17 protein-coding genes are annotated in these 17,355 nt (G+C 61.6%); 11 read left to right on the top strand and 6 right to left on the bottom strand.

From position 1 onward, the window contains the following. Positions 1 to 133: 133 nt before the first annotated feature. The gene (gene galE, locus AC1DU8_RS06365; RefSeq protein WP_477665663.1) at positions 134 to 1,246 is read right to left on the bottom strand and encodes a UDP-glucose 4-epimerase GalE; all 1,113 of its coding nucleotides are present in this window, start codon (positions 1,244 to 1,246) and stop codon (positions 134 to 136) included. A 460-nt stretch (positions 1,247 to 1,706) separates the two neighbouring features. After that, positions 1,707 to 3,392, bottom strand: a complete 1,686-nt coding sequence (locus AC1DU8_RS06370) for an electron transfer flavoprotein-ubiquinone oxidoreductase (RefSeq protein ID WP_477726556.1) — start codon at positions 3,390 to 3,392, stop codon at positions 1,707 to 1,709. 125 nt (positions 3,393 to 3,517) lie between these two features. Here AC1DU8_RS06370 and AC1DU8_RS06375 point away from each other — a divergent pair, with 125 nt between their 5' ends. Genes AC1DU8_RS06375 through AC1DU8_RS06390 form a run of 4 tightly spaced genes read left to right on the top strand, consistent with a single transcriptional unit; the run spans position 3,518 to position 6,332 of the window. Beyond that, a complete protein-coding gene (locus AC1DU8_RS06375; protein WP_457280162.1) occupies positions 3,518 to 4,300 on the top strand; it encodes an SDR family oxidoreductase in 783 nt (260 codons plus the stop codon). A gap of 38 nt (positions 4,301 to 4,338) precedes the next feature. Next, positions 4,339 to 4,989 carry a LysE family translocator gene (locus tag AC1DU8_RS06380; RefSeq protein WP_477726557.1) on the top strand — a complete coding sequence of 217 codons (651 nt, stop codon included), beginning with the start codon at positions 4,339 to 4,341 and terminating at the stop codon, positions 4,987 to 4,989. A gap of 3 nt (positions 4,990 to 4,992) precedes the next feature. Then, on the top strand, positions 4,993 to 5,895 hold the full coding sequence (locus AC1DU8_RS06385) for a DMT family transporter (protein ID WP_477726558.1): 903 nt from the start codon (positions 4,993 to 4,995) through the stop codon (positions 5,893 to 5,895). A gap of 14 nt (positions 5,896 to 5,909) precedes the next feature. Beyond that, positions 5,910 to 6,332 carry an acyl-CoA thioesterase gene (locus tag AC1DU8_RS06390; RefSeq protein WP_457280165.1) on the top strand — a complete coding sequence of 141 codons (423 nt, stop codon included), beginning with the start codon at positions 5,910 to 5,912 and terminating at the stop codon, positions 6,330 to 6,332. A 105-nt stretch (positions 6,333 to 6,437) separates the two neighbouring features. Here the strand turns inward: AC1DU8_RS06390 and AC1DU8_RS06395 are convergent, their stop codons facing one another. Then, entirely contained in the window at positions 6,438 to 7,340 is a 903-nt protein-coding gene (locus tag AC1DU8_RS06395) for a metal-dependent hydrolase (protein ID WP_457280166.1), read from the bottom strand. An 81-nt stretch (positions 7,341 to 7,421) separates the two neighbouring features. Continuing rightward, entirely contained in the window at positions 7,422 to 8,045 is a 624-nt protein-coding gene (locus tag AC1DU8_RS06400; protein ID WP_477665666.1) for a peroxidase-related enzyme, read from the bottom strand. 315 nt (positions 8,046 to 8,360) lie between these two features. Here AC1DU8_RS06400 and katG point away from each other — a divergent pair, with 315 nt between their 5' ends. The 3 genes from katG to AC1DU8_RS06415 all read left to right on the top strand — a co-directional run bounded on the left by katG (position 8,361) and on the right by AC1DU8_RS06415 (position 11,670). Then, entirely contained in the window at positions 8,361 to 10,571 is a 2,211-nt protein-coding gene (gene katG / locus AC1DU8_RS06405) for a catalase/peroxidase HPI (protein WP_477726559.1), read from the top strand. A gap of 103 nt (positions 10,572 to 10,674) precedes the next feature. Then, complete coding sequence (locus tag AC1DU8_RS06410; protein WP_457280169.1) at positions 10,675 to 11,064, top strand: carboxymuconolactone decarboxylase family protein; 390 nt, start codon at positions 10,675 to 10,677, stop codon at positions 11,062 to 11,064. Between the two features lie 90 nt (positions 11,065 to 11,154). Continuing rightward, a complete protein-coding gene (locus AC1DU8_RS06415; protein WP_457280170.1) occupies positions 11,155 to 11,670 on the top strand; it encodes a GNAT family N-acetyltransferase in 516 nt (171 codons plus the stop codon). A 34-nt stretch (positions 11,671 to 11,704) separates the two neighbouring features. Here AC1DU8_RS06415 and AC1DU8_RS06420 read toward each other — a convergent pair whose 3' ends face one another. Beyond that, positions 11,705 to 12,730 (bottom strand): zinc-binding alcohol dehydrogenase family protein, encoded by a 1,026-nt coding sequence (locus tag AC1DU8_RS06420; RefSeq protein WP_457280171.1) that lies wholly within the window; start codon positions 12,728 to 12,730, stop codon positions 11,705 to 11,707. 135 nt (positions 12,731 to 12,865) lie between these two features. Here AC1DU8_RS06420 and AC1DU8_RS06425 point away from each other — a divergent pair, with 135 nt between their 5' ends. Together AC1DU8_RS06425 and AC1DU8_RS06430 are read left to right on the top strand one after the other, a co-directional pair. After that, positions 12,866 to 13,771, top strand: coding sequence for a LysR family transcriptional regulator (locus AC1DU8_RS06425; RefSeq protein WP_477726560.1), 906 nt, complete (start codon positions 12,866 to 12,868; stop codon positions 13,769 to 13,771). Between the two features lie 198 nt (positions 13,772 to 13,969). After that, the gene (locus AC1DU8_RS06430) at positions 13,970 to 14,326 is read left to right on the top strand and encodes an HPF/RaiA family ribosome-associated protein (RefSeq protein WP_457280173.1); all 357 of its coding nucleotides are present in this window, start codon (positions 13,970 to 13,972) and stop codon (positions 14,324 to 14,326) included. A gap of 8 nt (positions 14,327 to 14,334) precedes the next feature. Here the strand turns inward: AC1DU8_RS06430 and AC1DU8_RS06435 are convergent, their stop codons facing one another. Beyond that, a complete protein-coding gene (locus AC1DU8_RS06435; protein ID WP_457280174.1) occupies positions 14,335 to 14,820 on the bottom strand; it encodes a GNAT family N-acetyltransferase in 486 nt (161 codons plus the stop codon). Positions 14,821 to 15,082: 262 nt separating this feature from the next. On the opposite strand from AC1DU8_RS06435, the gene AC1DU8_RS06440 reads away from it, so the two are divergent. Together AC1DU8_RS06440 and AC1DU8_RS06445 are read left to right on the top strand one after the other, a co-directional pair. Then, positions 15,083 to 15,835: a metallophosphoesterase family protein gene (locus tag AC1DU8_RS06440; protein WP_477726561.1), complete on the top strand. Its 753-nt coding sequence runs from the start codon at positions 15,083 to 15,085 to the stop codon at positions 15,833 to 15,835. After that, a complete protein-coding gene (locus AC1DU8_RS06445) occupies positions 15,832 to 17,304 on the top strand; it encodes a protein kinase domain-containing protein (RefSeq protein ID WP_457280176.1) in 1,473 nt (490 codons plus the stop codon). Before AC1DU8_RS06440 ends, AC1DU8_RS06445 begins: the two co-directional genes overlap by 4 nt. Positions 17,305 to 17,355: the final 51 nt, after the last annotated feature.

The raw sequence follows: 17,355 nt of genomic DNA on the forward strand, positions 1-17,355 counted from the left end.
TCTGTCAAAGCAGGAAAAGAGTTTGTTGTGCAGTGCAGCAATTGACAATAGTCCGAATGGCTCATGGCGCGCTTTATGCTATTTATTGAGTTCAAAAAAGCGTGGCGCATTCTTGGGGCAAGACTTGAATTGCTCACATGCTGACTGCCGGCTGGATGAGTCCGTTCGGGCTATTGCGCATGGGCTCAGATGCAGATATGTCCATATCGGTTTCAGAGGTGTTCCTGTAGCCTTCGGGATTGCGCTGCTGCCAGTGCCAGGAGTCGCGGCACATGTCATCGATCGTGCATGTGGCACGCCAGCCCAGCAGGCTGCCGGCCAGGGAAACATCTGCAAAGTACTGTGCGACATCCCCGGCTCGTCGAGGTGCAAATTCATAAGGAATCGGCCGTCCGCTTGCCCGCTCAAACGCCTGGACCACACCGAGAACACTGGTGCCCTCGCCGGTGCCCAGATTGACCGTAAAGCTCTTGCCGCTTGCCAGCAAAGCATCGACTGCGGCGACATGGCCTGCTGCAAGGTCGGTGACGTGCAGGTAGTCGCGCACCCCGGTGCCGTCGGGTGTGGGGTAGTCATTGCCGAACACATTGAGCGTGGCCCGTTTGCCCACGGCCACCTGGGTGACGTAGGGCATCAGGTTGTTGGGGATTCCGTTGGGGTCTTCGCCGATCAGTCCACTGGGGTGCGCGCCCACCGGGTTGAAGTAGCGCAGCACCCCGACCCGCCACGCCGCATCTGAAATACGCAGCGATGCCAGGATGTTTTCACACATCAGTTTGGTGTGGGCATACGGGCTCTCCGGCATGCATGGAAACTGCTCGTTGATGGGCACGGTGGCGGGGTCCCCATAGACCGTGGCGCTTGAAGAGAAGACTACGGCCCGGCAGTCCGTCGTTTCCATCGCCCGCAACAAACTCAGGAGGCCGCCAACATTGTTCTGGTAGTACATGAGAGGGCGTTGCACGCTTTCCCCTACGGCCTTGAACCCGGCAAAGTGGACGGCCGCAACGCAGTGGTAGCGTTGCAGGACTCCGGCCACAAAATCGGTGTCCAGTACGTTGCCGCGTTCGCAGGGTACGGGCTGACCCGTCAGCTGCTGCAGCCGGTGCAGCACGGCAGGATGGCTGTTGGAAAAGTCGTCGAGGATGACAGGCTGGTAGCCGGCATTCACCAGCGCCACAAAAGTATGGCTTCCGATGTATCCGGCCCCACCGGTTAATAGCACACTGGGTTTGTTCAGGGTCATTGCAAAAGGCTGCATGGCAGCGGGTTGATTTGATACGGGTCACGGCGCCGGCGTAACACTGCTGAAACATGTTCGCGTGAGGGATTGCATGGACAGGCAGCATCCAGACATCACCAGACCATTCCCTTTCAGGGGCTAGGTACGAGTGTCTTTGACGCGTGGAGAAAGGATGTCAGCGTAAGCCGCATATGTGCGTGGGAAGCTGTCACGCTGGCCTCAAAGCGTTTCGAATCGTTCGGTAAGCACTTGTGAATGACGGTTGCAAATCGCCAGCTGGCGGGCAGCTGAACTGTTCGTGAGCAGTTGGCATCCCAACGGCAAACGACAAAAAGTCACAAAGATCAGGGGCTGCTGCGACTGCTCGCACAGTGCGCTGAATTCCCGGGAATTAACCCGGCGTAGCAAATCGCATGAAAAAAGCCCGGGGGAGGCCGGGCTTTTGTTGATGGAGATGCTTTGCTTACATGCCGCTGTAGTTGGGTCCGCCACCGCCTTCGGGCGTGACCCACACGATGTTTTGTGTTGGGTCTTTGATGTCACAGGTTTTGCAGTGCACGCAGTTCTGCGCGTTGATCTGCAGGCGGTCGGTATTGTCGGGGTTCTTTACGAACTCGTAGACACCGGCCGGGCAGTAGCGGCTTTCGGGGCCGGCGTACTTGGCCAGGTTGATGCTCACCGGCACGCTCGCGTCCTTGAGCGTCAGGTGCGCGGGCTGGTGCTCTTCGTGGTTGGTGTTGGAGACGAAAACCGAACTAAGGCGGTCGAAGGTGATCTTGTTGTCGGGCTTGGGATACACGATGGGCGTGCACTCGGCCGCCGGCTTGAGCTTGGCGTAGTCCGGAATGCTGTTGTGGATGGTCCAGGGCGGCGACTTGAAGCCCAGCTTGGGCAGCAGCCAGTGCTCGATGCCGGTCATGAAGGCGCCGACGTAGAGGCCCTTCTTGAACCAGGACTTGAAATTGCGCGACTGGTTGAGCTCCTGCGCGAGCCAGCTCTTGGCATAGGCTTCAGGGTAAGCGGCCAGTTCATCGTGCTGGCGGCCGGCGGTGACCGCTCCATAGGCGGCCTCAGCGGCCAGCATACCGCTCTTGATGGCCGCGTGGCTGCCCTTGATGCGGGCGGCATTGAGGTAGCCGGCTTCGCAGCCGATCAGCGCGCCACCGGGGAACACGGTTTTGGGCAGGCTCAATGCGCCGCCTGCGGTGATGGCACGCGCGCCGTAGCTGATGCGCTTAGCGCCTTCGAGATACTGCTTGATGCTGGGATGGGTCTTCCAGCGCTGCATCTCTTCAAACGGGCTGAGGTAAGGGTTGGTGTAGTCCAGGCCGGTGACCATGCCCAGCGTGACCTTGTTGTCTTCCAGGTGGTACATGAAGCCGCCGCCGTAGGTCTGGCTGTCCATGGGCCAGCCGGCGGTGTGAATCACGAGGCCCGGCTTGTGTTTGGCCGGGTCGATTTCCCAGAGCTCTTTCACACCCAGTGCGTAGCCTTGCGGGTCGCGGCCTTCGTCGAGTTTGAAGCGGTTGATCAGCTGGCGGCCCAGGTGGCCGCGCGCGCCTTCCGCAAATACGGTGTACTTGCCGTGCAGTTCCATGCCGAGCTGGAAGTTGTCGGTCGGCTGGCCATCCTTGCCGATTCCGAGGTTGCCGGTGGCCACGCCCTTGACGGAGCCGTCGTCGTTGTAGAGCACTTCGGCCGCCGCGAAGCCCGGGAAGATTTCAACGCCCAGGCCTTCGGCCTGCTGCGCCAGCCAGCGCACCACATTGCCCAGGCTGATGACGTAGTTGCCTTCGTTGTGAAAGCAGTCGGGCACAAAAAAGGCGGGCGTCCTGATCGCGCTTTTCTCGCTGAGAAAAAGAACCTCGTCGGCGGTGACAGGCTGGTTCAATGGCGCGCCTCGCGCTTTCCAGTCCGGAATCAGTTCGGTCAATGCCTTGGGGTCCATCACCGCACCCGAAAGAATGTGGGCACCGGGTTCGGAACCCTTTTCGAGAACCACCACGGAGATGTCCGTGCCTTTTTCTGCGGCCAGTTGTTTCAGGCGAATGGCGGTAGCAAGCCCGCCGGGTCCGCCGCCCACCACGACCACGTCATATTCCATTGCTTCGCGCGGGCCGAACTGGGCCAGAATTTCTTGGGTATTCATCGGGGACTCGCTGATAATGATTTTCAGGAAGGATTGTCGGTCTCGTGTTGGATTTTATGTCGCGAATGCGGCGATGCGAACGGTCGTTCTCTTTTGTACGGTTTAAATTGAGAGAGGAGCCTCTAATGGCTTACAGCATTGATCTGTCGGGGCGTGTCGCTCTCGTGACCGGTGCATCCGGCGGGCTGGGTGCGCAGTTCGCCAAAACACTGAGCCGTGCCGGCGCGGCCGTGGTGCTGGCCAGCCGCAGGCTCGACAAGCTCAAGGACCTGCGCGCGCAGATTGAGGCTGCGGGTGGCGATGCGCATGTGGTTGAGCTCGACGTGACCGACCACGCCAGCATCAAGGCTGGCGTGGCCCATGCTGAAACGGAAGTCGGGCCCATCGACATTCTGGTCAACAACTCCGGCGTGAGCACCACACAGCGCATCCAGGACGTCGGCGAGGAAGACTACGACTTCATCTTCAACACCAATGTGAAGGGCGCCTTCTTCGTGGCGCAGGAAGTCGGCAAGCGCATGCTGGCCCGTTCGCGCGGTGCCGGGCCCGGCAACTATGCCGGCGGCCGCATCATCAACATCGCCTCCATGGCCGGCTTGCGCGTACTGCCGCAGATCGGCGTGTACTGCATGAGCAAGGCCGCCGTGGTGCAGATGACCAAAGCCATGGCGCTGGAGTGGGGCAAGTTCGGCATCAACGTCAACGCCATCTGCCCCGGCTATATTGACACCGAGATCAACCACCACCATTGGGAAACCGAGCAGGGCAAGAGGCTGGTGCAGATGTTGCCGCGCAAGCGCATCGGCAAACCGCAAGACCTGGATGCACTGCTGGTGATGCTGGCCAGTGGCGAGAGCCATTTCGTCAATGGTGCAGTGATTGCAGCCGACGACGGGTTTGGCGTTTGATCGATCGGCATAACAAAGATTAATTTTCGGAGAAGAACATGATGGATTCCGTAGTGCCCTACCTCGGCCCGATAGGCCTGATCTTCCTGGCCTTGCTGGCGGGTGTGGTCAGTCCCGGCCCCAGTTTTGTGCAGGTTGCGCGCATCGCGGTTTCGCGTTCGCGCGCTGACGGCCTGGCTGCCGCGGTGGGTATGGGTCTGGGGGCGCTGGTGTTTGCCGCGTTGGCTCTGGCCGGGCTGCAGGCCCTGCTGGTCGCCTTGCCCGGTGTCTACATGGCGCTCAAGGTCGTGGGCGGCCTGTACCTGATGTGGATCGCCTTCAATATCTGGCGCGGCGCACGCCAGCCGCTGGAAATGAGCGGCGATGACACGGGCGCTTCGCGCCGCACGGTGCTGCAATCGTTTCGCCAGGGGCTGGTGACGCAGCTGAGCAATCCGAAGATCGTGGTGGTTTACAGCAGCGTGTTCGCGGCCCTGTTGCCCGCGCAGTTTCCCTTGCCCGCAGCCTTGCTGGTGCTTGTGGGCGTGCTCGTGATGGAAACCGGCTGGTATGCCGTGGTGGCGGTGGTTTTGTCTTCCGCTGTACCGCGCGCAGCCTACCTGCGCAGCAAGGCTGCGGTAGACCGCACCGCCGCCGGTGCGATGGGGCTGCTAGGTTTGCGCCTGGTAGCCACTGCGCACACTGCCTGACGGATGCTGACGGGCATTCTGGCCGGGCTCGCGGCGGGCGCGCTGTGGGGCCTGGTGTTTGTGGCGCCGCGCATGCTCGACATGGGTGCGGGTGGCTATTCGTCCGTTGACCTGACGGCCGGGCGCTTTGCGGTATACGGCGTGGTGGCTGTGCTGGTGATGCTGGCGGGATGGCGCACCCGCCGCCTGCCCACGGTGCGGCAGGCGTGGGCCGCTCTGGTCATGAGCATTCTCGGGTTCAGCGGCTACTACCTGCTGTTGGTGCTGGCCATACGCGACGCCGGCACCGAAGTGCCTTCGCTGGTAATCGGCACCATTCCCATTTGGGTCATGTTGCTGGGCAAGCCGCAAGGCCTGCGTTGGGCTTCCCTGCTGCCCGGCCTGGCGCTCACCCTGGCGGGGCTGGCGCTCATGATGGGTTCCACCCACGAGGCCGGTCAGGGAACAGCCACGAATTTCTGGCGTGGCATGCTGTTTGTGTCGGCCTCACTGGTGTGCTGGACGGCGTTTGCGATCCTGAATTCTGCCTGGCTCAAGCGGCATCCTGAAGTCAATGCCACCGACTGGGCCAACTGGCTGGGTGTGGCGACTGGCCTCGGGGCATTGCTGATGTGGCTGCTTGCGGGTTCGGACGCAAGCGTGCTGGCCGGCCGCGAAGACCGCGGTGTGTTCGTGTTGCTCTGCGTGCTGGCCGGTCTGGGCTCCACCTGGCTGGCGACGATTTTGTGGAACATGGCCAGCCAGCGGCTCAGTGCCAGCCTGTGCGGGCAGCTCATCGTGAGTGAGACCATTTTTGCGCTGCTGTATTCGTTTGCCTGGGATGGCCACTGGCCCACACTGGTACAACTGTCTGCGTGCGTGTTGTTCACGCTGGGAATTCTGGCCTCCATCAGGGCCCATCGATAGAGGCAATTGGCATCATGAAAATTGAAATTCCCGAAAAGAAAAAGCTGGTCCACGAGATGCATATCCCCATCCGCTGGGGTGACATGGACGCGATGGGCCACCTCAACAACGGCACTTACTTCCGTTATCTCGAAACCATCCGCATCGACTGGATGTATGGCATTGGCTGCAAGCCCGATCCGTCGGGCGAAGGCCCGGTCATCGTCAACGCTTTTTGCAATTTCTACAAGCAGCTGGAATACCCGGGCGACGTGCTGATGAAGATGTACGTGAGCGACCCGGGGCGCACCACGTTTGAAAGCTGGGCCACGATGGAGCGCGCGGATACGCCGGGCGTGATCTGCGCCGCGGGCGGCGCCACCACCATCTGGGTGGACTTCCCGGCGCAAAAGGCCAAAGCCCTGCCCGAGTGGATGCGCAAGCTGGTTGAAGCGTAATTCTGAAAGAAAAAGCCCGTAGGCCTAATCAGGCCGTGCGAAAGCAGCTATCAATAAAATAGCAATACTGGTGGCATATGGGTGCTGCGGTATCGCAGAAAAGCTTCAGCGAACTGTGCGAAAGCTGTCCGCGTGTTCTTTCAACCAGCGCTGGGCAATGGCGCGGGTTTGCTGGCCGGGTTCGGCAACAGTTTCCTGGTCGGGGTGGAAGTCCCGCCTGAAGTAGGCCAGCAACGGGGCCGTGCAGCGCCACACAACGCCATTTTTTCCCCAGAAAAATTTCATCGCACTCCACCATGTGCCTGGTTTGAACAGCGTGCCGTCATGCCAGAGGTTCAGCACCGTTTGACGGCCCGAGTCCCACGAAAACAGCAGCAGCGCGTAGACATACCAGCGCACGCGCCATGCGTGGTTTCCGCCAAGCGCTTGGTACAGGTCATAGGCTACCGCGCGATGCTCGGTCTCTTCGGCTGCGTGCCAGCGCCAGAGGGTCTGCATCTTCGGGTCTGCCTGATCCAGCGCGTCGCCGTGGCGAAGCATGTAGTCGGCCAGCACGGCCGTGAGGTGTTCGTAGGCTGCCGTGACCGCAAGGAAGTGGTGGGGCGCCACACCGCGTTTTTTGGCAAAATCAATGCGGGCCGTGGCCCAGTGTTGCCAGCGGTTCACCAGGCCCTGCCTCTCCAACTGTGCGTTGTACAGACCATGGATGTGGCGGTGGGTAGCCTCCTGGCCGATGAACTGCGCAGTGGCTTCATGCAGTAGCGCGTGCTCTGGCGTGCGAGGCAGCAATTTGGCGCAGTCGCGCACGGCCTCGATGAACGACTGCTCTCCGACCGGAAAACTCATCGACAAGGCGTTGTGGTACTGGCTCAGGAAGGCATCGCCGCCAAACCAGTGGCGGTCAAAGCCATCGCTCAGGTCGATCTCCAGCTTGCGCACGGTCAGGCCGTAAGCGCCGGCTGATGGGGTAGAAGATGTCGAGGCGGTGGATGTGGCGTCTGGTGCCATGGTTTTAAGTCTTGTGAGAAGGCTGATTCATGAGCATAGCGGGTGCGCAGGGTCCTGGGCGTGATTCGCGCCTGAGCGGTTTCAGGCGGCCTTGGACGGCTTGGGCACACGGCCCATCAGGTAAAACTCGGGGTTGGGCTGCATGTTGCTGAAGCTCGCCATGCGGTTGGAGAGGCCAAAAAAAGCCGTGATGGCCGCGATATCCCAGGCGTCTTCATCGTCAAAGCCGTGGCCGTACAGCGCTTCAAAGTCGCTGTCTTCAATCTGGTCCGCCTGCAGGCATACCTTCATCGCGAAGTCGAGCATGGCGCGCTGGCGTGGTGTGATGTCAGCCTTGCGGTGGTTCACCGCCACCTGGTCGGCCACCAGGGGTTTCTTTTCATAAATGCGCAGGATGGCGCCGTGCGCCACCACGCAATACAGGCATTTGTTGGCGGCGCTCGTCGTGGTGACGATCATCTCGCGCTCGCCCTTGGTCAGGCTGCCGTTGGGGTTGGAGCCCTCTTCCTTGAGCATCAGCGCATCGTGATAAGCGAAGAAGGCACGCCATTCGGCAGGGCGGCGCGCGAGGGCCAGGAATACGTTGGGCACGAAGCCGGCTTTTTCCTGCACCTCCAGGACTTTGGCTTTGATGTCTTCCGGCAGGTCCTTCAGTTCGGGAGCAGGGTACCGGGGTGCTGTGCCGGCGGTTTTGGGGCTGGTCATGAGGGTTCCTTCAAAGGCTTTATAAGTGACTCGGACCCAAGCGTAACTGCAAGATTACCCGTCAGGTCGCGCTGGGGAATTGAAGCCAAAACAGATGCAATTGATAAAAACTATTAGGTAAATATCTTTAATTGCCTTTGATTATTTTGCAGTGAAACCTAGACTGTGCTTCACAGGCCATCACCTGGCAAGCCCGTCAAAGGAGACCCCATTAGCAGCCCCACCCACACGGCCTTGACCAAAGCGTCCCGGCTGTCCCGCAGTGCAATTCCATGCCGTCATTCGGCACCACTTAATCATCAAAGGTAACTCATCATGGCTGATCACAACACGCAAAGCGAAGGCGGCTGCCCATTCTCGGGTGGCGCCCGCAAACATGCTCTGGCTGGTGCCGCAACGAACGCCGATTGGTGGCCCAACCAGCTGAACCTCAAGATCCTTCACCAGAACTCGTCGCTGTCCGATCCCATGGGCGAGGCGTTCAACTATGCCGAGGAATTCAAGACCCTGGACCTGCATGCCGTGGTGAAAGACCTCCATGAGCTCATGACGGATTCGCAGGACTGGTGGCCTGCGGACTACGGCCACTATGGCCCATTCTTCGTTCGCATGGCGTGGCACAGCGCAGGCACCTACCGGATCGCCGACGGGCGCGGCGGCGCCGGCTCCGGCACACAGCGATTCGCACCGCTCAACAGCTGGCCGGACAACGGAAACCTCGACAAGGCACGCCGCCTGTTGTGGCCGATCAAGCAGAAATACGGCCGAAAAATCTCCTGGGCCGACCTGATGGTTCTGGCCGGCACCGTGGCCATGGACTCCATGGGATTCAAGACCTTCGGCTTTGCCGGCGGGCGCCCGGACGTCTGGGAGCCGGAAGAGATTTACTGGGGCCCTGAAGCCGAGTGGATGGGCGACAAGCGCTACACCGGCGACCGCGAACTCGAAAACCCGCTCGGTGCTGTGCAGATGGGGCTGATCTATGTGAACCCCGAGGGCCCGAACGGCAAACCGGACCCGCTGGGTTCGGCGCGGGACATCCGCGAGACCTTCGCCCGCATGGCGATGAACGACGAAGAAACTGTTGCGCTCACCGCCGGCGGGCACACCTTCGGCAAGGCCCACGGCGCAGCCGATCCGGGCCAGTACGTGGGGCCCGAGCCTGAGGGCGGCACCATTGAAGACCAGGGGTTTGGCTGGATCAACAAGTTCGGCGGCGGGAACGGCGTGCACACCGTCACCAGCGGCATTGAGGGTGCCTGGACCAAGAACCCCACCAAGTGGGACAACGGCTACTTCGAAAACCTGTTCGGCTACGAGTGGGAATTGACCAAGAGCCCCGCCGGTGCTCACCAGTGGAAGCCCAAAGACCCTGCCGCGTCGACCACCGTGCCGGATGCCCATGACTCCGCGCTGCGCCATGCCCCGATGATGACGACCGCCGACATGGCCATGCGCATGGATCCGGCTTACGAAAAAATCTCGCGGCGCTTCATGGCGAACCCGCAGGAGTTTGCCGACGCCTTCGCCCGGGCCTGGTACAAGCTGACGCACCGTGACATGGGCCCGGCTGCGCGCTACCTCGGCCCGCTGGTGCCGAAGGAGGCACTGATCTGGCAGGACCCGGTTCCCGCCGTCGATCATCCGCTGGTCAATGAGCAGGATACTGAGGGCCTCAAGGCCAAGGTCCTCGCGTCCGGGCTCTCCATCTCCCAGCTCGTCACAACGGCCTGGGCGTCTGCTTCCACCTTCCGTGGTAGCGACAAGCGCGGCGGCGCAAACGGTGCGCGCATACGCCTGGCACCGCAAAAGGATTGGGAAGTCAATCAACCGGCCGAGCTGGCGAAAGTCCTGAAAGTGCTGGAGGCCATCCAGGGCGAGTTCAATGGCGCGCAGTCTGGCCGCAAGAAGATTTCGCTGGCTGACCTGATCGTTCTCGGTGGCTGCGCGGCCGTCGAGGCAGCTGCCAGGAAGGCTGGCCACGACGTGAAGGTGCCTTTTTCACCGGGCCGTACGGACGCTTCGCAAGCGCAAACCGATGTGGCGTCGTTTGCCGTGCTGGAACCGGCCGCAGACGGTTTCCGAAACTACACCCGCAAGGGGCAGGCGCAGCGGGCAGCCGAGCAGCTGGTGGATCGCGCGAACCTGATGACGCTGAGCGCTCCCGAGATGACGGTTCTGGTCGGCGGCATGCGCGCCCTGAATGCCAATGTCGGGCAGGCACAGCATGGCGTTTTCACCAAGCGGCCCGGAACCTTGAGCAACGACTTCTTTGTGAACCTGCTCGAGATGCGCACGAAGTGGCAGAAATCTGCCGACGCTGAAGGTGTGCTGGAGGGCCGCGACCGCACGACGGGCGAACTCAAGTGGACGGGTACGGTGATCGACCTCGTCTTCGGTTCGAACTCGCAGCTGCGGGCCATTGCGGAGGTCTATGCGTGCAGCGATTCGCAGCAGGTCTTCGTGCGTGACTTTGTGGCAGCCTGGAACAAGGTGATGAACCTGGACCGCTACGACCTTGCCTGATTGAGCAGACCATCATAGGCGCTGATTGAGGCCAAGCCCGCCCTGGTGAAGACCGGAGCGGGCTTTTTTGCTTTCCATTACGCTTCGTCTTTTAGGAGCCTTCATGACGCAGCCCGCAGACAAGGATTTCGACAAAGGCCTCGCCACCCGCAAGCAGGTGATGGGCGAGGATTTTGTGGCCAATGCTTTCGACAAGGCCACCGATTTTTCCCTGCCGATCCAGCATTTCATTACCCGCAACGCCTGGGGCGATGTATGGCAGCGGCCGGGGCTGGATCTCAAGACGCGTAGCCTGATCACGGTGGCCATGCTGACGGCCCTCGGCAAACAGCATGAACTCAAGGGTCATGTGCGTGCCGCACTCAACAACGGCGTGACGCCGGAGCAGCTTCAGGAAGTGCTGCTGCACGCGAGCATTTATTGCGGCCTGCCCGCCGCGGTCGAGGCATTTCGCACGGCGGCCGAGGTTGTTGATGCGCCTCCAAAGGCTTGAGGTCTGTAAGCGATTTGAGGTTGTAGCCATTCCAATATATGGATGTATAGCTACTAAAAAGATAGCAAATAACTTTTATCCTTATCCGCCATGAATGAACCCAAGCCCTTGATCCGCCGCTGCACCGAGGCCGACTGGCCCGCCGTTTGGCCGCTGCTGCGCGCCACCTTTGAAGCAGGCGACACCTATGCCTTTTCGCCCCACAGCACAGAAGCTGAAATACACGCGGTGTGGATGGACGCGCCCCGGGCGACGTATGTAGTGCGTGAGGGGAACAGCGACGACGGCCGAGTGCTAGGCACCTACTTCATCAAACCCAACCAGCCGGGGCTGGGTGCGCATGTCTGCAACTGCGGCTATGTGGTCGCGCCCGAAGCGCAGGGCAAAGGCCTGGCGTCGGCGATGTGCGAGCACTCCCAGCAGGAAGCGCTGGCCATGGGTTTTCTGGCGATGCAGTTCAACCTGGTGGTGTCGACGAATGAGCGTGCTGTTCGGTTATGGCAAAGATTGGGGTTTGAGATTGTGGGGACCTTGCCGGGGGCTTTTCGGCATGTGAGGTTGGGGTTGGTGGATGCGTTTGTGATGTTCAAGACTTTGCGGCGTTGAGGCCGGGACAAGCCCCGGCCTCAACAAGAAAAACTCAAACCCATCCTTCAAGCACAACCTTCCCCCGCGCCTTCCCAGACTCCACCAACTCATGCGCCCGCCGCAAATTGGCGGCATTGATCGAACCAAACGTTTCCGTCAGCGTCGTGCGGATCAAGCCGGAATCGACAAGTTGGGCGACCTCATTGAGCAGGCGGTGCTGCGCCACCATGTCGGGTGTGCCGAAGAGGGGGCGTGTGAACATCAGTTCCCAGTGGATGGATGCGCTCTTGCGTTTGAACAGCGTGATGTCGAACTTCACCGGGTCGTCAATCAGGCCGAACTTGCCTTGTGGTGCGATGGCTTCGGCGATTTGTGCCAGGTGGCTGTCGGTTTGCGTGAGGCCCACGATGTAGTCCACCGCGGGGATGCCGATACGCTTGAGCTCTTCGGCAATCGGCCGGCTGTGGTCGATGACATGATGGGCGCCGAGTTCCTTCACCCAGGCTTGGGTTTCGGGCCGTGACGCGGTGCCTATCACGGTGAGCGAGGTCAGGCGCGTGGCCAGCTGCGTCATGATCGAGCCCACGCCGCCCGAGGCGCCGATGATGAGCAGTGTTTTGTTGTTGGGTGTTTTGCCCGGCACGATGCCGAGACGGTCGAACAGCATTTCCCAGGCGGTGATGCTGGTCAGCGGCAGGGCGGCCGCTTCGGCAAACCCCAGCGTTTGCGGCATGCGGCCGACGATGCGTTCATCGACCAGGTGCAGTTCGCTGTTGGTCCCGGGCCGGGCGATGGACCCCGCATACCAGACCTTGTCACCGGCCTTGAACAGTGTGACCTCGGGGCCGACGGCGCGCACGATGCCGCTGGCGTCATAGCCCAACACCTTGTAATCCGAGCCAGCGCTGCGCGCCGCGCTGGCGCGTACTTTGGTGTCCACCGGGTTCACTGAAACGGCTTTCACCTCGACCAGCAGGTCGTGGCCGGTGGGCGTCGGGTCGGGCAGGGTGATGTCGGTCAACCCGGTTTGGCCGGTCTGGTTGAGTGCGTGGGCTTGTGTGTAGCCGATGGCTTTCATGGTGATTTCCTTTGCGTGTGATGTTGCGTGGCGTTGTGTTCAGCAGTGCTCAAAACTGATTCTTGAACTGTATTGGATTTGAAAATGAAGATAAACAAGCTTTCAATTGAAGCTATTTACAAATAAAATTTGTAAATGAAAGCCCTGCAAGACCTGGAAATCTTTATTCGCACTGTCGACACCGGCAGCCTGTCGGCCACGGCCCGCAGCCTGGACCTGACGCCGGCGGCCGCCAGCGCGGCACTCAAACGGCTGGAGGCAGAATTGCAGGCGCCGCTTTTTGTACGTTCCACCCGCAGCCTGCGGTTGACGCGCGAAGGTGAGGTTTTCCTCGCACACTGCCGGCCCGCGCTGGCCGCCCTGCGCGATGCGCAGCTGGAACTTGCCAGCGGCCGGCAGCAGGTGCGCGGTGTGCTGCAGCTGGCCGCGCCATCAGATTTTGGCCGCAATGTGCTGCTGCCCTGGCTGGAAGCGTTTCAGCTGTTGCATCCCGGCATTCAATACCGGCTGCACCTGTCGGATCGCGTGACCAATGTCTACAGCGACCTGGTGGATGCGGCTTTTCGGCAAGGCGAGCCGCCCGATTCCAGCATGCTGGCGTTGCCGGTGGATTTGACGAATCGGCGCGTGCTGTGTGCGTCACCTGCCTACCTCGCGTCGCACGGCACGCCTGACACGCCGCAGGCACTGGCAAAGCATATTTGCCTGTGCTTCATGCTGGGTGAAGACGTGTATGACCGTTGGAAGTTCTGGAGAAATGGCGAAGAGCTCACGGTGCGTGCCACTGGCGGCAATGTTGCCAACGATGGCGACGCGGTTCGCCGATGGGCCCTGGCCGGCCGCGGCATCACTTACAAGTCGCGGCTGGATGTGGCGGGCGACCTGGCTGCGGGGCGGCTGGTCGCTCTGTGCACAGAATGGCAAACCGAGGCTGTGCCGCTGTACATGGTGTTACCGGGGCGGCGGCAACTGACGCCCGGCCTGCGCCTGCTCAGGGAATTTATCGGCGCACGCTGCCTGGCGCTTTCCGAAGCCCGGTGAAGCACTCGCCACATGAGGAAACCGTAGGTCCGTGTGCGGTGTGGAAAACCACCCTTACTTCAGGGTGGGGATCAGGACTACACGCTCGCGGTCGTGCGGGGCGCACAATGAATTTTCCAGTTGCCTCCCTGGTAGCTGCGAGACAGCCCGGCCGGCAGGCCTCTTCGCTGCAACCGTCCTGAAAGGAAAACAATACCCATGCAAGTCCAAGTCAATTCCAATCACACCATGCACACCGGCGAATCGTTCGAGCGCTGGGCCAGCACCGAACTCAACACCTCACTGAGCCGCTTCAAGGGTGACATCACGCGCATTGAGGTTCATATGAGCGATGAAAACAGCGACAAGATCAGCCCCGACCAGAAACGCTGCGTGATGGAGGCGCGGCTGGCGCATCATGAGCCACTGGCCGTCAACCACCACGCGCCCAGCCAGGACGAAGCCTTTCGCGGCGCAAGCGACAAGCTCAAACGGGTGCTTGACCACACGCTGGGGAAATTGCGCGACCACCACCGCACGCGTGAGACCATCCGGCACGAGCCGGACGCCATCTGAACCGTTGACTAACCCTGGTCGCCCAGGGGGACGGTCTTGGCCATCGCAAAGCGGCGGAGCATGGCCCCGCGCCGTTCAACGCATTGCTCTTCCCTCACCGCGAATCCCTGGCGCTCGAAAAATGGCCGGCTCACCAGGCTGGCCTCGGTAAAAAGCTCCACGATGCCGAGACCGCGCAGCGCAGTTTCGGCATGGCCATAAAGCTTCGAAGCCACACCGCGGCGCGCGGCAGCGGGCGACGTAAACAGGAGGTCAATATGGCCATTTTTTTCGTAGGCAATAAAGCCCAGCAGACCGCCGCCTTCCGCGTCTTGCGCCAGCAAAATTTGTAATGGCCTGAGCCGCGCTTTCCATGGGCCCAGATCGGGTGGGCGGGGCGCCCAGGCCTCGCGCTGCGCGGCGTTGTAGTGGCTTCCCGCCAGGCCATGAACCGCATCGGTGAACAGCTGGGCGACTGCGGCGAGGTCTGAATCCTGGTAAGGGCGGATATGCATGATGGGATCAACAGCGATAAAGCAGGCGATGATAAAGGTGATTTTGGCCTGCAGCCCAGTCAGGGCGGGCGCAAGCAGCTATTAATTCAGTAGCATGCCAATGGCCGCCATCTTGGTCATTGGCGCATGGCAGTTGCGCTGACGCGGATAAAAACAGCCACGGCCTCTTCCTTTTACGGCAAACTGTAATGTCCTGCTCCCGAATGACAGGACATCAGCTGCCTGGGATTGGCTGCTGTGAAATAAAACTGCGCCTCACCTTATGAAAATAGCCCTGCTGTCCGATGTGCATGCCAACCTGCGTGCGCTGGAGGCCTGCCTTGCCCACGCTGCAGAGCAGGGCGCCGGCCGACTGGCCATACTGGGAGACCTGGTGGGCTATGGCGCGCAGCCGGCCGAGGTGGTGCAACGGATTCGCGACCTGGCTGAGGAGGGCGCCGTCGTGCTCAGGGGCAACCATGATCAGCACACGGTGACGCCGCCCGTACAGGCCCGTTCGGTCGACCAGAGCGGCGCAGCCTGGACGCACGAACGGCTGGACAAGGAGGCGCTGGATTTCCTGGAGAGACTGCCACTGACGGCCACCATTGGCACCGCGCTGCTGGTACACGCCAGTGCCGATTCGCCGGGGCGCTGGCACTATGTGGACAATGAACGCCGCGCCGAAGCCAGCCTTGACGCTGCGTCGCTCGATCCGGACGTGCGCTATGTGTTTTGCGGCCACGTACACCAGCAGACGCTGTATTTCCACGGTGCGGGGCAGGGGCTGATGCGCTTTCAGCCTACCCCGGGCGTGCTCATTCCGGTGCCGGCGCACCGTTACTGGCTCGCCACCGTGGGTTCGGTGGGCCAGCCGCGCGACGGCAATACCAAATCCATGTATGCACTGTTTGACCCGGAGCTGGCCGAGCTGACTTTCCACCGCGTGGCTTATGACCACCTGGCTGCCGCAGCCGATGTGCGCGCTGCCGGCCTGCCCGCATACTTTGCGCAGCGGCTGGAGGCGGGCCTGTGAGGTTGATGGCACCCGGCACCGTGGTAGATGGATTTGTGGTTGGCGAATGCCTGCATGCCGGCGGCATGGCGCACATCTACCAGGTGGGGTATGCCGACGCAACGCACGCCGTACCTTTTCCGTTGGTGATGAAGGTGCCGCGCATGACGCCCGGCGACGGCGCGGAAAACATTGTGGGTTTTGAGGTCGAGCTGCAGCTGCTTTCCGTGCTGACCGGGCCGCATGTGCCGCGGCTGGTGGCTGCGGGAGACCTCGAAAAACTGCCCTACCTGGTGATGGAATACATCCCCGGCCGCACCCTGCAACAACTGCTGGACGAGGCCGCAGCGCCGCTGCCCGCGGAAGAAATTGCCCGGCTGGGTGTGGCAGTGGCCCAGGCGGTGCACAGCCTGCATCTGCAGGATGCCTGCCACCTGGACCTGAAACCGGCGAACGTGCTGATACGCCCCGGTGGCAATGCCGTGCTGCTCGACTTCGGTTTATCCTGCCATGCGCATTACCCGGACCTGCTGGCCGAAGAGCTGCGCCCCGCCGTTGGTTCCCCCACCTGGATGGCGCCCGAACAGGTGGTGGGCGTGCGTGGCGATCCGCGCAGCGACATCTTTGCCATCGGCGTGATGTTGTACGAACTGGCCACACGGGCGCTGCCTTTTGGCGGCCCGCAGACCCGCGGCGGCCTGCGGCAGCGCCTGTGGATGGACCCGGTGCCGCCGCGCACGCTGCGGCCCGACCTGCCCGAATGGCTGCAGGAAGTGATCCTGCACTGCCTGCAGAACGAAGCTGACCGACGTTATGCGTCGGCTGCACACCTGGCGCTGGATCTCTCTGACCCAGCGCAGATCGCCGTGACGAGGCTGGGCCAGCGCCTGCAACCCACGGGCTTCTGGATGCATTTCAAGCGGTGGTTGCGCGCAGCGGGCAAAGATTACCAACCCAGCCCGCTGCCTTCCCGGCAAATTGATGCGGCGCCCATCATCCTGGTGGCCGTGCCTTGCCTGGACGTGAGCGACGCCACGCTGTATTCATTGCGGCGCGCCGTGATGCGGGTGCTGGGCACGACACCACGCGCACGGCTGGCCTGCGTGACGGTGATTGATCCTGCGGCAACCCCGGGCCACGACACTCAGACGAGTGAAACCACCGTGCACCGGCGCTACCTGGGCATGCTTCGCCAGTGGGCTCAGCCTTTGCACCTGAGCAGCCAGACGGTGTCTTTCCACGTCATCGAATCGGGCGATGTTGCGCAGGCACTGCTGCACTATGCCCAGGGCAATCATGTCAGCATGATCGTGATGGGCGCTGCGACGCATGGCCTGCAGATGCAGCGCCTGCTGGCGACGGTGCCGATCAAGGTCGCCATGGCGGCGCCCTGTACGGTGATTCTGGTGAAGCAGGAATTGCCGTTTGACCAGCTGGGGAATGAGGCGGATCCACCGACGCTCGCCGGCATCAACACGCCAATGGTTTAAGCGGAAAGCCACCCCATCCCTTTGTGGACGAGCGCAAGGCGCTATATAAAA

The organism is Polaromonas sp. P3_A5, assembly GCF_056403055.1.

Excerpts from the sequence above, each read along its gene's own strand:
- AC1DU8_RS06380 (WP_477726557.1), top strand. The coding sequence starts at position 4,339 with ATGATGGATTCCGTAGTGCCCTACCTCGGCCCGATAGGCCTGATCTTC.
- AC1DU8_RS06430 (WP_457280173.1), top strand. The coding sequence starts at position 13,970 with ATGCAAGTCCAAGTCAATTCCAATCACACCATGCACACCGGCGAATCG.
- AC1DU8_RS06425 (WP_477726560.1), top strand. The coding sequence starts at position 12,866 with ATGAAAGCCCTGCAAGACCTGGAAATCTTTATTCGCACTGTCGACACC.
- AC1DU8_RS06390 (WP_457280165.1), top strand. The coding sequence starts at position 5,910 with ATGAAAATTGAAATTCCCGAAAAGAAAAAGCTGGTCCACGAGATGCAT.
- AC1DU8_RS06400 (WP_477665666.1), bottom strand. The coding sequence starts at position 8,045 with ATGACCAGCCCCAAAACCGCCGGCACAGCACCCCGGTACCCTGCTCCC.
- AC1DU8_RS06375 (WP_457280162.1), top strand. The coding sequence starts at position 3,518 with ATGGCTTACAGCATTGATCTGTCGGGGCGTGTCGCTCTCGTGACCGGT.
- AC1DU8_RS06440 (WP_477726561.1), top strand. The coding sequence starts at position 15,083 with ATGAAAATAGCCCTGCTGTCCGATGTGCATGCCAACCTGCGTGCGCTG.
- AC1DU8_RS06415 (WP_457280170.1), top strand. The coding sequence starts at position 11,155 with ATGAATGAACCCAAGCCCTTGATCCGCCGCTGCACCGAGGCCGACTGG.
- galE (WP_477665663.1), bottom strand. The coding sequence starts at position 1,246 with ATGACCCTGAACAAACCCAGTGTGCTATTAACCGGTGGGGCCGGATAC.
- AC1DU8_RS06385 (WP_477726558.1), top strand. The coding sequence starts at position 4,993 with ATGCTGACGGGCATTCTGGCCGGGCTCGCGGCGGGCGCGCTGTGGGGC.
- AC1DU8_RS06420 (WP_457280171.1), bottom strand. The coding sequence starts at position 12,730 with ATGAAAGCCATCGGCTACACACAAGCCCACGCACTCAACCAGACCGGC.
- AC1DU8_RS06410 (WP_457280169.1), top strand. The coding sequence starts at position 10,675 with ATGACGCAGCCCGCAGACAAGGATTTCGACAAAGGCCTCGCCACCCGC.
- katG (WP_477726559.1), top strand. The coding sequence starts at position 8,361 with ATGGCTGATCACAACACGCAAAGCGAAGGCGGCTGCCCATTCTCGGGT.
- AC1DU8_RS06435 (WP_457280174.1), bottom strand. The coding sequence starts at position 14,820 with ATGCATATCCGCCCTTACCAGGATTCAGACCTCGCCGCAGTCGCCCAG.
- AC1DU8_RS06395 (WP_457280166.1), bottom strand. The coding sequence starts at position 7,340 with ATGGCACCAGACGCCACATCCACCGCCTCGACATCTTCTACCCCATCA.
- AC1DU8_RS06370 (WP_477726556.1), bottom strand. The coding sequence starts at position 3,392 with ATGAATACCCAAGAAATTCTGGCCCAGTTCGGCCCGCGCGAAGCAATG.